Source organism: Sporolactobacillus sp. CQH2019 (genome assembly GCF_028765345.1).
Classification (GTDB): Bacteria; Bacillota; Bacilli; order Bacillales; family Sporolactobacillaceae; genus Sporolactobacillus.
In genome coordinates, this window is sequence record NZ_JARAJZ010000013.1 from 86,336 (window position 1) to 100,170 (window position 13,835).

Annotated in this window: 9 protein-coding genes; 4 read left to right on the plus strand and 5 right to left on the minus strand. The window is 44.7% G+C overall.

Translation table 11 applies throughout. From position 1 onward, the window contains the following. Positions 1-595: 595 nt before the first annotated feature. The 4 genes from OYT88_RS16855 to OYT88_RS16870 all read right to left on the minus strand — a co-directional run bounded on the left by OYT88_RS16855 (position 596) and on the right by OYT88_RS16870 (position 7,145). Positions 596-1,564, minus strand: a complete 969-nt coding sequence (locus tag OYT88_RS16855; RefSeq protein WP_274401519.1) for an NAD(P)H-dependent flavin oxidoreductase — start codon at positions 1,562-1,564, stop codon at positions 596-598. A gap of 630 nt (positions 1,565-2,194) precedes the next feature. Then, positions 2,195-2,698, minus strand: coding sequence for an acetone carboxylase subunit gamma (locus OYT88_RS16860; RefSeq protein ID WP_274401520.1), 504 nt, complete (start codon positions 2,696-2,698; stop codon positions 2,195-2,197). A gap of 19 nt (positions 2,699-2,717) precedes the next feature. After that, positions 2,718-4,991 (minus strand): hydantoinase B/oxoprolinase family protein, encoded by a 2,274-nt coding sequence (locus OYT88_RS16865; protein ID WP_274401521.1) that lies wholly within the window; start codon positions 4,989-4,991, stop codon positions 2,718-2,720. Between the two features lie 21 nt (positions 4,992-5,012). Then, the gene (locus tag OYT88_RS16870; protein WP_274401522.1) at positions 5,013-7,145 is read right to left on the minus strand and encodes a hydantoinase/oxoprolinase family protein; all 2,133 of its coding nucleotides are present in this window, start codon (positions 7,143-7,145) and stop codon (positions 5,013-5,015) included. Positions 7,146-7,431: 286 nt separating this feature from the next. Here OYT88_RS16870 and OYT88_RS16875 point away from each other — a divergent pair, with 286 nt between their 5' ends. Beyond that, positions 7,432-9,423, plus strand: a complete 1,992-nt coding sequence (locus tag OYT88_RS16875; RefSeq protein WP_274401523.1) for a sigma-54-dependent Fis family transcriptional regulator — start codon at positions 7,432-7,434, stop codon at positions 9,421-9,423. A gap of 463 nt (positions 9,424-9,886) precedes the next feature. Then, positions 9,887-10,012: a hypothetical protein gene (locus tag OYT88_RS16880; RefSeq protein ID WP_274401524.1), complete on the plus strand. Its 126-nt coding sequence runs from the start codon at positions 9,887-9,889 to the stop codon at positions 10,010-10,012. A 628-nt stretch (positions 10,013-10,640) separates the two neighbouring features. Here OYT88_RS16880 and OYT88_RS16885 read toward each other — a convergent pair. Continuing rightward, positions 10,641-11,390: a replication initiation protein gene (locus OYT88_RS16885; RefSeq protein WP_274401525.1), complete on the minus strand. Its 750-nt coding sequence runs from the start codon at positions 11,388-11,390 to the stop codon at positions 10,641-10,643. Between the two features lie 106 nt (positions 11,391-11,496). Between OYT88_RS16885 and OYT88_RS16890 the strand changes: the two genes are divergently transcribed. Both OYT88_RS16890 and OYT88_RS16895 read left to right on the plus strand, forming a co-directional pair. Then, positions 11,497-12,609, plus strand: coding sequence for an FtsX-like permease family protein (locus OYT88_RS16890; RefSeq protein WP_274401526.1), 1,113 nt, complete (start codon positions 11,497-11,499; stop codon positions 12,607-12,609). A gap of 7 nt (positions 12,610-12,616) precedes the next feature. After that, the gene (locus OYT88_RS16895; RefSeq protein WP_274401527.1) at positions 12,617-13,303 is read left to right on the plus strand and encodes an ABC transporter ATP-binding protein; all 687 of its coding nucleotides are present in this window, start codon (positions 12,617-12,619) and stop codon (positions 13,301-13,303) included. Positions 13,304-13,835 lie beyond the last annotated feature (532 nt).

Here is a 13,835-nt window from a genome sequence, read left to right on the forward strand (position 1 = left end):
ACTATTTTAGTTGCTTTGTCTCCTATCTCTTTTTCCAGCAAAATTTCAATTTGAAACTGAACAAACATGGCGCTTAGTGGATTGGGATAATTTTTCAGAACGTATAATTTTCATATACACCCTGTCCGCTGCGAAAGCGGATTGTCATTTGTGCTTCTCCCTGCCACAACTTTTTGTCCGCTTTCTTGCCGCTTCGCAAAATCGTGTGCCAAAGGGTGCCCCCCTTGGAAACCCGCAAAACAAAACGGCGATATGCACCCTTTCCGGGAACATATCGCCGCTTGTTGTCAGCAGCCCGTTTCACGGTCTGCATGTAGTTCCTTGTAAACTGACCTAAGGTTACCTGTAAACCAAAAATACATGTAATAAAAGTCCATCCAGTTTATTTACCTTATCTTGATCAGGAACGAAGTTGAAATTTATTAACTACGGCGTGAAATCATTCTTTTCAACGGGGAAAAATGACACCGGTGAGATAAGAGATCGATATTGCGGGGTTATCCAAAAGGGCAACCCTCTTTATTTATAGCATTATATTATTTATCCAACTTCACCAATAACAGCGAATTTTTCAATAATATGCTGCACTTTTTCTCTACAAATTTTGCATGTTCTTATTTGTACTCAAATCAAGATACTCATGCTTTAATTTATCGATAATTTCTGCTACGGTTTCCTCTTTTTTAATTGCTCCTACTCCATGTCCTGCTGACCATATATTCTTCCATGCTTTTGGACCATTATCATTTGCTTTAGACCAATTAAAAGATCCTTTCGTTGGCCATTGCTTTGGATCGATTCCAGCTCTTTGAAGACTCGGGATTAAATAATTCGCATTGATTCCACTAAATACATCGGTATAAATAATATCTTCAATAGTCGATTCAAGAAGCATTTTTTGATATTCACTGCTGGCTAGGCTTTCTTTAGATGCAAGGAATCTAGTCCCCATATAAACGAGATCCGCACCAAGAATTCTTGCAGCCAAAATATCCCTGCCTGTTGAAATTCCACCAGCTAGAATGGTGATTCCATCCCAAAACTCTTTTACCGCATGGATAAATGCGAATGGATTATAAGTTCCGGCATGCCCTCCACCGTTGCAGACAAGAATTAAACCATCAGTCCCTCTTTCGGCAGCTTTTCTCGCATGAACAAGATTTACAACATCCGAGAACACAAGACCACCGTATTCATGAACAATGCCGACAACCCGGCTTGGATCTCCAAGAGAAGTAATGACAACAGGAGGCTTGTACTTTCTAATATACTCTAATTCTACTTCATATCTTGCATTAGTACGGTGAACAGCCAAATTAACGGCCCAAGGAGCTATCTTTCTCGTTGGTTCATTACTCCTTGCTGTAGAAAGACCTTCTGTGATGCGAATCATCCAGTTATCTAAATCCTCTAAAGTACGAGCGTTAGCCAAAGGAAATGAACCAATGACTCCTGCTTTACAACCTTCAATGACCATTTCAACACTTGAGACCAAAAACATTGGTGAGATTATTATCGGAAGTTCAATCCGAGATACAACAGTAAAAGGTTTTTCATTTGTCATGAAAACTCTCCCTCCCGGAATACAGTTCTAAATTCTATTTTTAAACAAGTTTAAACACTTTTTATTCTTTAAGATTAATTCTAGAATTGACATAAATATATTCGATGTTATTTCAAAAATTCCGATCAGGTCTTTTTTTGTGTGTAAATTCATCTCAGGAAGGAAACAGGAGCGCGCACCGGCATCAACACTTGACAGATGGCCTGTTGGATCATTCGGTCCAGTCCCGTCGTTGGCCATTGCTTTGGATCGATTCCAGGGGGATGCCCAGTTTGCGCCGGGTCCCGTCCGGCTTAGGAAGACATACTCGTTTGACCGGTTGAGGCTTGTAGGTGCCCGTTTTAAGTTTCCGAATCAGCGGCCGGCAGTATTTCCGAACCTGACTTTCCAGTTCGCCCACGGTGATGCCGTCAATGCCCGGCACGCCATGATTCGCCTTTACTTTCTGGAGTGCTTTCCATAAGTTTCGAAGGTCTATAACTTTTTCTATCAGTGATACAAGAATCCGTATCTGTCGCCGAGTGTTTCCGTTGCTGAGCACTCCTGCATTGTCTCCAGCGGGCAGCTATCTGCCGCTCATGGCGGACGCACAAGACAATAAGCCGACGGACTATGCCGCCGGCTTATTGGTCATGACTTCGTCTGAGGGAGCGGCCGATTCAGCCACTCAGTATAAAAGGCATCAATATCGGGTTCAAAATCTTGCAATATCGGATACCAAGGCGTGACAGCTTCCACTTCGAGCTGCGTTGCACATGATGGACAGTAATATTCGCGAATAACCTGCCACTTCGGATCAGGGGCCAACATGTTCGGGTACAGTTCCGCCAGTTTTTCCGGGGTATCCCGAACATAGATCAGCGCATGGAGCTTCCAGTTATCTCCCGCTTCACAAAATTCATGTCCGCAATCACATTTGACCACTCTGCTGCCATCCGGTTTCTGTACATAATATAAATGCAGACCGGCCGGCAGCAGAATCAGATCCTCCCATTTGACTCTTTCCTGCAGGATACTGATGTACTTTTCAAATCGATCGGCATCTTTAAAGTTGGAAAGCATCTCTTTCAGTTTATAAAAATCAATCGTCCCATCGATTAATTCCTCAATGGTCTTGCGGTCATATTGCGTCATGTTCTCACCTCATTTGCCATTATTTGTTGTTCTTTTTTATTTTCGCCCCAAATACTGGAATGCCCAACTCATCTTCTGTCAGATTCCACTCTTCCGGCAAATTCCAAAACGTTTTAAATTCTTTTGCAAAGTTTTCGCTGAGCGCAAAACTGCCCGCATACATATGCTGGACTTGAACGGATGCTTCTTTCTTTAAAATGTTTCCTTTCTCTGCCTCCATCCACTCGCCCGTCGGGATTCCGCGCCTGAGCCGATCTTTTCTTATTTGTTTGCGGCGCTTATCCGTCGTCTTCTCATCGACAACATACTTTCCTTTCTCATTTTTGCTGACATTCGCGCCATATACATTTTCTGCATAACGCGGCAGAATGAGGCCTTCATTTAAATCGTTTTCAATATTTTTCGGCAGACGCTCAAGCGGATCGCCAAATCCCGGACCTCCGCGGAGGTAGTTCAAATAAAGATCATAATTATCAAAAATGGTTTCAGTCGTAATCGATTGCTTATCGCGAATGATTTCTTTTGCTTCCATTAATTTCTCATATTCAGGATAGTCCGGATCACTGTCTCCCCCGGTCGGAATCGGCAACCCTTTTTTAATCCGTTCCCTTAAATCTGTCCCATGTGCTTCAAAACGGTAACCTGAAGCGGCGGGATAGCCGCCCATCAAACCACAGTCACTGGACATATAGCCATTGCCCATAAAAAACATTGTCCAATCCTTCGCCCCGTATACCATTCGCAGTGTCTCATAACCGCAGCCGCCGCGGTATTTTCCATAACCGGCCGTATTCGGCTTAACGCTGCGTCCTAGATAAAGAAGCGGTTCGGCCAGTTCCCAAATTTCCATGTCACCCATATCACCTTCAGGATTCCAAATCGCCGCCGCATGGCTGATGCCGTCCTTGACTGCACCTGCACCAACCCCTTCAGCCGCCGACTCAAAACTATTCACCGCGTGATTTTCGTTAAACTGATTATATCCGCCGCCTTGCAGCCAATTGGACGTATTTGCATTCCCGGCATTCACTTCTTCTAAATAACCGCGGGCAAAGTAGTTGCGGCTGAGCGCGCGCCACAATGGACTCCATGCAGAAACAAGGAAATGCCAGGCGTAGCTGTGTGCGGTGCGGATATCATCCGGATTGAGCCATGAACCATACGGGAGATCAAAGCTGCTCGCATACAGCGGCCCGTCATTGACACGATCATTGGGAATGAGCGTTTGGGACATCATGACCCATATCCCGCTCGTAATAGAAACCGGTGTTGCATTATAACTGTGCCATCCCCAACGATTTACCCCTTCAAAGTTGATCTGGAATTTTCCATCCTTGTGAACCGTAAGTTCGGTAGGCGCATGCATAATGGTATTGATGCGGGCATATGGAGGGACATCAAGGCCTTCATAAGGAACGTCAACGAATGAAACTTGACGGTATTTCCCCGGAATCAGCAGAGTCTTCACTTGATTGACAAAGCCTCTCCGCCCATCTTCAATCACTTCGCGAATAAAATGTTTATATGTGTCCGCGCCCTCTTCTTTGATGATGTCGAGAACAAGATCCCGGATCATGTGGCACCCGGCAATACGCGTCCGCTCATCAAGAAGCCAGTATTTTGTCGTCCGTACCGAGCGCTGGCTTTCGATGACCCAATCTTTCAGCAAGGTATCGTCTTTGCCGATTTTCCGGCAGGCCACTTGATAACCGTCGTCATAACGGGTCACCGGCCCCACGGTCATGCTTCCCGGCGCCGTTGCGCCGACATCAATAACGTGCGTGACACCGCCGACCCAGCCTATCAGCTCATTTTGATAAAAAATCGGAACAATCGTATGGACATCGCAGGGGTGAACATTCCCGATTTGGCAGTCATTATTGCAGAAAATATCGCCATCCTCAATACCCGGGTTCACCTCATAATCATTTTTAATCATATATTTAATAGCGGCACCCATTGTACCGACATGAATAATAATACCGGTTGATGTCACAATTGAATCGGCGTCCGGGGTGTAAAGTGTAAAACATAATTCTCCTTCTTGTTCAACAATCGGTGAAGCGGCAACTTTTTTGGCTGTTTCCCTGGCGTGCACAATGCCTCCGCGCAGTTTTGAGAAGATTTTTTCATAGCGGATCGGATCACCTTCTTTTAACGGCAGTGTCTTTAATCCGGCATAATATCCGGTTTCACGGCTGAGATCATCAGTCTCCCTGCGCATTTGCTGAAGCGTTTTCCCGTCCCAGCCGATGCTTTTACGGCTGTTCAATCGTTTATCGATTTTCGCCATGCGGCAAACCTCCTTTTACAATTAAAGTTCTTTCAAGTGAAAAATGCGGTGAGCATCCAGATACGTTTCAAATCCAGCCGGTATAACAAAGGTAGTGGCCGGCGATTCAAGAATGGCGAAGGATTGAATACGATTCCCCGGTTTCAATTTTTCCATCTCCCAAATATCCGCTTTTAGCCATTCTCCTTTCCAGTACACACTGCGTTTGCCAAGAAAAGCGTCTGCCGGCGGTGTTTCACCTTCGGACGGCTCCTCCGAAATTCTCGGCTTGGCGACTTCCACAACACCGCGGATGATTGCGCCTGTGATACTATAACCCAGTTCAGGCGATGTGGCCGCCTTTGCGTAAACTCTCGTATAAGTCGCTTCGAAAGCCTTCACTAGCGCATCCCAGTCATCCACACGGCGAAATGCCTTTATCGGCGCTTCAATCTCCAAATCATTTAATTGTCCCTGATACTGCATCCGGAAATAGAGGCGGAAATCCACATCTTTTTTGGCAAACTGGTTTTTTTCAAATTCCCCGGCAACCTTTTCCATTAATTCATCCCAGACGTACTGTAATTCTCTGCCGCCGATCAGCTTTTGGTCATCCTCAGCATCGGCGTCGACATTGATATCGAGTGTTTTATCATAGCGGTATTCGAAATCCGCTGCTCCGCAGCCAAACGCGGAAAATCCGGCGGCCCATGCAGGAACAAGCACATCCTCGAATCCGAGGTTCTTTGTATAGCCCGCCGTATGAAGCGGTCCGCCGCCGCCGTATGAAAAGCAGACATACTGTGAAGGTGAATAGCCTTTGCCTAAAATCATTGATTCCAGATAATTGCGCAACTGCGACTCAAGCAAGTCAATCACGCCGTAGGCCGCATCCTCTACCGTTAGTCCCAGTGGATCGGCAATCTGTTCTTTCACCGCTGCATAAGCGCGATCGGGATCAAGCTGGATCTCGCCGCCAAGAAAGTTATTTGGGTTGATTAACCCGAGAATAACATGGCAGTCGGTGACCGTCACCGTATTCAAACCGCCTTCCGGATAACAGACGCCCACTTTCGAGCCGGCACTGTCCGGCCCCAGTGTCAGAGATTTGAAATTCGGATCGATTCTGACAAAACTGCCGGCCCCCGCTCCAACTGTATCCATCGCGACCAGCGGCAGTGATAGAACCAATCTTGCCATATCCGGACTTGTATTGATGCTTAAATCGCCTTGAGTGATGAGCGCCATATCAAAGCTCGTGCCTCCGATATCCGAACAGGCGATATTACGGATACCAAGATGTTCGCCAAGATATTTCGCACCAATGACACCGCCGATCGGGCCGGAAACCAGAGTTCTTGCCAATTCATTTGCCTGTGTGCTAATCGTTCCGCCGTGGCTCGCCATGACACGGAGATCAAAATCTGCCCCATGCGCCTTCAGCATGCGATCGATTTTTGCCAATGTCTCACGGGATGGATCGGCTGCATAGGCTTCAATGATCGTGGTATTGGTCCGATGGGTTTCTTTTCTCACGGGATAGTAGTCAACCGAAGCAAAAACAGGGGTGTTTTTTCCCGCTTTCTTTATTGTTTCTCTGGCGATATCTCTGATCCTGCGTTCATGGGCCGGATACTTATAAGAGTGAAGCAAGCTTATCACAATCGCTTCCACATCCTGCCTGAGCAATTCCAAAACAGCCGGTTCGACTTCTTGTTCATAGAGCGGAATGATAACGCTTCCAAAAAGATCCACTCTTTCGGTAATCCCTTTCGTCCATTCCCTCGGTACAAGCGGCGGATCAAAGCGGTGAGTATTTAAATGCAACCGGTCGGAATAGGAATAGCCTAAATAAGACTGAATCGCCCGGCCCATACGGTGAAAATCTTCCATTCCTTTGTTGACGATCAAACCGACACGACGCCCGTTTCTCGAAACGAGACGGTTGAGCATCGCTGTGCCAGAGTACACACCGGCCAGGAGCTTCGGAAATTCATCCTCGACGCTTGACCCCCAGTATGTGAGTGCATCTCTTGCGGAGTTCAGCAAGCCGATCGATTCATCTTCCGGCGTTGACTGCGCCTTCCCAACGACAAAATCACCGTGATCATCAATGATGAATGTGTCGGTCATCGTACCGCCGGCATCGATGGCCAGAATCTGCGCCTTTCTCATTTTATCTCCCCTTTCAAGCTTATTTCGTGCTCAGCAATTTTCAATGCAAGGATCGTGCCAATTTCCAAAAGATGAAAGCATCCGTCTTTTTAGCCTAATAAACCGAATGAATTGTTGCGAATCGCTACAGCTGTATCGCTACACGTTCTATGCATGTGCACAACCGCTCCGTCTTTTTGCTCCTTGCTGTCGCCCAAGGCCGTTCACAATTTGAAAGCATTTTCATTTCTTTCTTCAGTATGAAATGTTAAAATGGTTTTGAACTTTTCAGGCAGGGAGGACAGAGATGCGGAATCCTTATCTATCCATTTTCTCAACACATGACTTGCCCAGTAAAACAAGGGAATTAGAAAATTTGTGGGATATGTATGTTGTAAAATGTCGAGAAGAGGCTATATTGGATAAGATCAGAGAAAGTGTTTTGCATTCCTGGAGACGTTGTCATCATGCAGGCGTCGATCCTGCACAGTTGCGAACAAGGCAGATATTAACTGATCAAGAGTTGAACCATTTGCTGAAAACATCGGAGATCTATTGGGTTGCAAAGCCGATTATCGATGAATTATTTTATAAAATGTCAGGAACAGGCCATCTGATCACGTTGTCTGATCAAAATGGCCGAATTATTTATTTAAAAGGCGATCCGCCGACAATTCGCAGAGCCGAAAACATGAATTTTGCTGCCGGTATGGACTGGAGCGAAAGTACTGCGGGCACAAATGCAATTGGCACAAGTATTGTCACGAAGGGCCCGATTCAGATTTTTTCCGCCGAGCATTTTTGCCACGGCTGCCATCCCTGGTCATGCTCCTCCGCACCTATCTTTCATCCTGTTACACAAGAAATCATCGGAACCATTGATTTCACAGGAATTTGGGCCCACGCTCAGCCTCACACATTAGGGCTGGCAGTATCGATAGCTCAAGTGATCGAAACAAAGCTGGCGGAAAGCTACCTGGAAAAAACCTGTCATCTTGTAGAAACTTTTTTCCGCTCAGCTGATAAATGGAAAACCGATCATGTTTTAGTGCTTAACCACGACTTTTTTGTTGTTAAAAGCAGTGAAAAGCTGGCTCACTTTTTCAAACTATCCCCCGCCTCAAAGTTATCTAACCATCCTGATTTTCAGTCCTTAATCAAGGACTATATACGTGCACCGGATTCCAGCTCAAATCTTGTCGCGAATGCATGCTTAATTCAAAATTTTCTGGTCGTCGATATTGAACCCATTTATTTTCATAAGGTTCTTGCCGGTTATTTGATTGTATTAAAAGACGCTGATATCGGAAGAACATCTGAATCTCCATCAGAAATCCCCGCGCAGGCCGGACCTTGGGCTGAGGTGATTGGGCATTCAAAATCTTTTGCGGCGGCAATAAATAAATGCCGCAAGACCGCTTCATCGAATGTGCCGATTATTGTATTAGGCGAAAGCGGCACCGGGAAGGAAAAAATCGCACGGACCATTCACCGATCAAGCAACAAAAACCGTAAACCGTTTTTGGCTATTAACTGCGGTGCGATCCCAAAAGAGTTAGTAAGCAGTGAACTGTTCGGGTATGAACGGGGGACATTCACCGGCGGCATGGCAGGAGGGAAAAAGGGGATCTTCGAAGAAGCAAACGGAGGCACTCTCTTTTTGGATGAAATCGGCGAAATGCCGCTTGACTCACAAATTCACCTGCTCAGAGTTCTTCAAGAGAGAGAAGTCACCAGACTAGGATCTTCTCAACCTATCCCAGTAGATGTCAGGATCATCGCCGCAACGAACAAAAACTTGCTCGCCCTTTGTAAAAAGGGCGAGTTTCGTAAAGATTTATTTTATCGTCTTAATGTCGTGTCGGTAACCATTCCGCCTCTCCGTGAACGAAAAGATGATATTTTACCGATCACAAATTATTTTTTAAAACAATTCGTTGAAAAATATGAACGAACCAGCCTGTCACTTTCGGATCATGCGTTGTCATTTTTTTTAGATTACTCATGGCCGGGCAACATTAGAGAGCTGCAAAATGTTCTGGAACACGCTGTTATTTTCAGCGAATCTTCTTTCATAGAAATGGAGCATTTGCCCAGTTATTTAATAGAATGCGGGAATCATTTATCTGCGGACGATGCAGCGGCGAATATGCCTCCGTTAGATGCGGAAGAGAAAAAAATACTGCTTCAGCTTTTAGAAGAGAGCGGCTGGAACATATCGGCGGTCGCTAAAAAAATGAACATCGCTCGCTCCACTCTGTATCGAAAGCTAAAGAAATACCGGCTCAGACTCAGATAACGCTGATATTAAAAAATCGGCGGAAAAGCCATCTGAAGAACTTATACGGACAGCTTTTGGAAAATGCCGATGAGAGGACAGCCAAATCATCTGACCATGCCTTTGACGAAATTAAAATCATAAAATGCTCATCTTGCCTGCCTATCCTTTAACGGCAGGCATTTTTATGTCAGTGTATCACACTCACATGAAAGAACTTCCGAATCGATATCCCGACAAATCAGAGTTCTCCAAAAGCCTTGAAGCTGGAAATTATTTCTAGTCACCATTTATTTTAAAAAACGACAACAATTGAAAACTACTGATGCCTAGCAGATCGAAGGCCCTTCCAGCGCCAAAAAAGGATCTGCGTGTCAATACTGTGAAGACCTTATTTCTTTATAATTTTATTTATATTGTAATAATGAAGTAATACACAATTGGTAAAATTAGACTGAATTAGATTATGAAAAGAGGAAATGGTATGTGCAGACAGGAAAAGACACTAAAGGAATGGCTAATAGGGCAGATTAAACTGTTACCTGAAGACGGATTAAAATACATTGAGAAGTCATTAATCGACTACATGAAAAATAAGATTCAAAAATAAATGAATATGGCATACCCTGATATTTTTATCAGTCACTTCTTTATCCAAAATAAAAGTTAGAAATACAAAAAAGGATCATATGAATTGATTTCTGTTATCAGATTATAAATTATTTAAAAATTTTTTCGGAGGATGCAACGGATATCGATCTAAATTCGGATGTTTTCATAAGTTCTTCCGGATCCAGATCAATTTTTGTTGGATCGATATTGACGGACTAATCGCCAGCATGATGATGTCTAACTGCACGATAAAAGTATGCACGGCACCATCTTTGACTAAAACTGATGGCTTGTGGGCGTGCACTTCGTCAATTTCACCGTGACGCACAATTGGGATAGAAATATAAAAAGCAGATTATTCGATGATCGAACAGCGTAAAGAATACCCAAAATAGTGAATATGCATCAATTATCTGGCTTCTAACTTAATTAGAGAAAAAAGTGCATCCCATTTGGATGCACATCTTCACTTTGCCCATGATTCAATGGGTGCCATTGTCTTTGTTTCGGCAGCCATGCAATACCACAATTTTTGGTTTTTCTGGGGTGCTTCGATGTCCTGCAAGAGCATCGCAGGACATGGCACATTGCTCATACCGAGTATTGCGGCTAATCATTTTGTATTTTTAACCGCCTTTTCGGACGGCTTGTTCGATTGTGAAGCGTACCGTTGCGACGGATCTGCCGGATTTCACCGGTGCATACGAAATTTTGAAATGACCGGTCTCGTTGATCTCATCAACTGCCGGATCGATGACACGGCGCTTTAAGTCAACCCAGCGTTCCAGCTTTCCATCACCCACATCCATTAGATAGCGCAACTGTTCCAATGTCAGCGGCAGCTCATGAAACTTCTCGTGGATTCGTAAGACCTCATACAGCCGTGAACTGTATTTGCTCTTCAGATGCACATCGCCCTGTGCTCTCTCATAGTCAGAGGTCTGAAATCGATCGTGCAGACTCGTGATGTAAGGATAAAGCACCGGGCTCAGTATGACAACAAACTCGGCAGTTTTCTGATCATAAATTGCGTCATCGATCCAGCTTGTCAGTAATTCCCGGCTCTCCCCCTCTACCTGCCGTATCCAAAATGAATGATTACTGATCTTCCGCAGGATGTCTTTCAGAAGATCAGGGTCATCAGGCAGATCGGACGATTTCAACGAAACACTCTTCGGCTGAAATCGGACATAAGGATGATCCGTTTGAACGGTGCAATATTTAATCAAGTAAAAAAGCATCCGATTTTCTTCAAGACTGCCAATTCTTTGATGCGTTTCTTTAAATAGTTTATTTGCTTTTATTGACCAGTAAACTCTGTCTTTTATCGGTTTCATGATTAGTTTGTCACTTTGGCTCATTTGTTGATGATACATATATATTGCCGCCTTTACTGTTTCATGATAAGATTTAAAAGTGACATAAAATATAAATTGAAAATATATGTCACTTTTAAACTTTGTTGGGGGAGGTGGTTTATTCATGTATTTGGCCTGGAAAGAAATCCGGCGCAGCAAGGGCCGGTTCTTCTTTATGATGGTTATTATTGCACTGCTCGCTTATCTTGTCTTTTTCGTCTCCGGATTGGCCAATGGTCTCTCAAAAGATAACGCTTCGGCTATTGAAAAATACAGCAATGAGACGTTTATCTTGCAAAAAGACGCCGATCAAAGGATCAGCCGTTCCGCACTTTCAACAGACACAGTGGACCGGCTGAGAGATAAGCTCGGCAGCGGCAACGCAACGATCCTGAATATCCTGAACACGACGGTCAATCGAAGCGGAAAGCAAGAGAAAATCGATCTGACGCTATTCAGCCTCGACGCCGGCCGATCATTCCGGCCATCGCTGACTGCCGGCAAGTATCCGGCAAATCATTCTACTGTTGATCTTATCATAGATCAGTCCATTGAGCGAAGCGGCATTCATCTTCACGATACCATCAAAGACCAGCAAAGCGGTCTCACTTTCAAAGTCGTCGGATTCACAAAAAATGCGACTTTTTCGCATATGCCGGTCGCCTATCTGAATCAAAACCAATGGGCATTGCTCATGAACAAAGATGGTTTTTCTGCTGACCAGGCCGTCCATTCCGCCGTGATGACACCCTTTTCCGTTCAGAAAACAAATCGGCTGATTCATCATATCGACTTGGAACAGACTGTCACAAGTGTATCTTTAGCGCATGTCGTTGAATCTTTACCCGGATACTCAGAGGAACAAGGGTCACTGGATATGATGATCAGCTTTCTGTTTATCATTTCTGTTTTTATTCTCGGCGTTTTCTTTTATATTATTACGGCACAGAAAGATATTCAGTTCGGTATTTTGAAAGCGATCGGTACGGATACGGGCTATCTCGTACGCAGCCTGATTTTTCAAACACTGATGATGCTATTGATCAGTCTGGCTGTCAGTCTGCTGCTGACCTATCTGACAACAATCATTCTCCCGTCCGGAATGCCCTTCTCACTTGCCCCCGGCACCATTACCGGTCGACTGGCCGGATTTATCGGCATCAGCATTGTGAGTATCCTATTATCCATCCGGCAAGTCATAAAAGTCAATGCCCTTAAGGCTATTGAGGGGAGGTAATCAGTGTATGGAGACCATTCTGTCATTTAATCATGTAGACAAGGTTTACAAGGATGGCGACACGACACTTGATGTTCTGAAAGATATCAGTCTTGAAATAAAAAAAGGCGAGTTTGTTGGATTGGTCGGTCCCTCAGGCGCCGGTAAAAGTACTCTTCTGTCTCTTGCCGGGGCACTGATTGCTCCTTCGCGCGGACAGATTCTTCTTAACGGGAAGGCGATCGCTTCAATGAAGGCGAAAGAACGGACCGCACTGCGCCTGAAATCAATTGGTTTTATCTTCCAGAGCGCCCATCTGGTCCCTTATCTTAACGTCCAGGAACAGTTGATCTTCATTTCCAGACTTCAGGGCAATTCGAAAAATCAGTCGGTCCGCCTGGCGAATGAACTGCTAGAAAAAATGGGACTTGCCGACCGTGTACGCCATTTTCCAGAACAACTTTCCGGCGGTGAAAAGCAACGGGTAGCCATTGCCCGGGCGATGATTAATCAGCCCGATCTGATTCTCGCCGATGAGCCAACAGCCAGTCTTGATTATAAACGAGCGAAAGCGGTGATTCATTGGCTGAGCCGTGAAGTTAAAGATCAAGAGAAGGGGGCACTGATGGTCACTCATGACTCGCGGATGCTCGACTTTTGCGATCATGTGATTCAGCTGGAAGACGGCAGGATCCATACAAATCCCGGGGCATGAACAATGTTGATTGAACGGCTATATTCTCACTTTTAAGCTCCTCTGTATTAATCCGCGGCTTTCCTCCCCAATGATAAAAAAAGGCTTACACTGTATTGAAAAGATAACTTCCGTACGGAACGGGGCCACTGAAAAAGTCCTTTAAAAATATAGCACATCATTTTTCACATGGAGTGAAAGGATGGTGCTTTTTTTCTGTATAGTTTTGACGCTGACATTACTTTCAACTTTCTCGGATATGCTTTCTTTGATCTCATGAACATATCAGTCATGCATTGTTCGAAGTCATCCTGATTCATCCAATTGTTGTACTCGCTGCTTATCCAATATACTTTTCCGCTTCCCCGTCTCGAAGAATAAGTAAAAAAAATAGACCCTGACCGGGTCTGAAAATGATTCTTTGATGGGGTATTGGGGGTATTAAATAGCCCAGCTAATAGAACACAACAAGGGATATCATTTAATATCCGTGCCGACCTTTACCACTGTACTTATGCTTTTTTATCGAATCGCCTAAGCCTTTAGAACACGT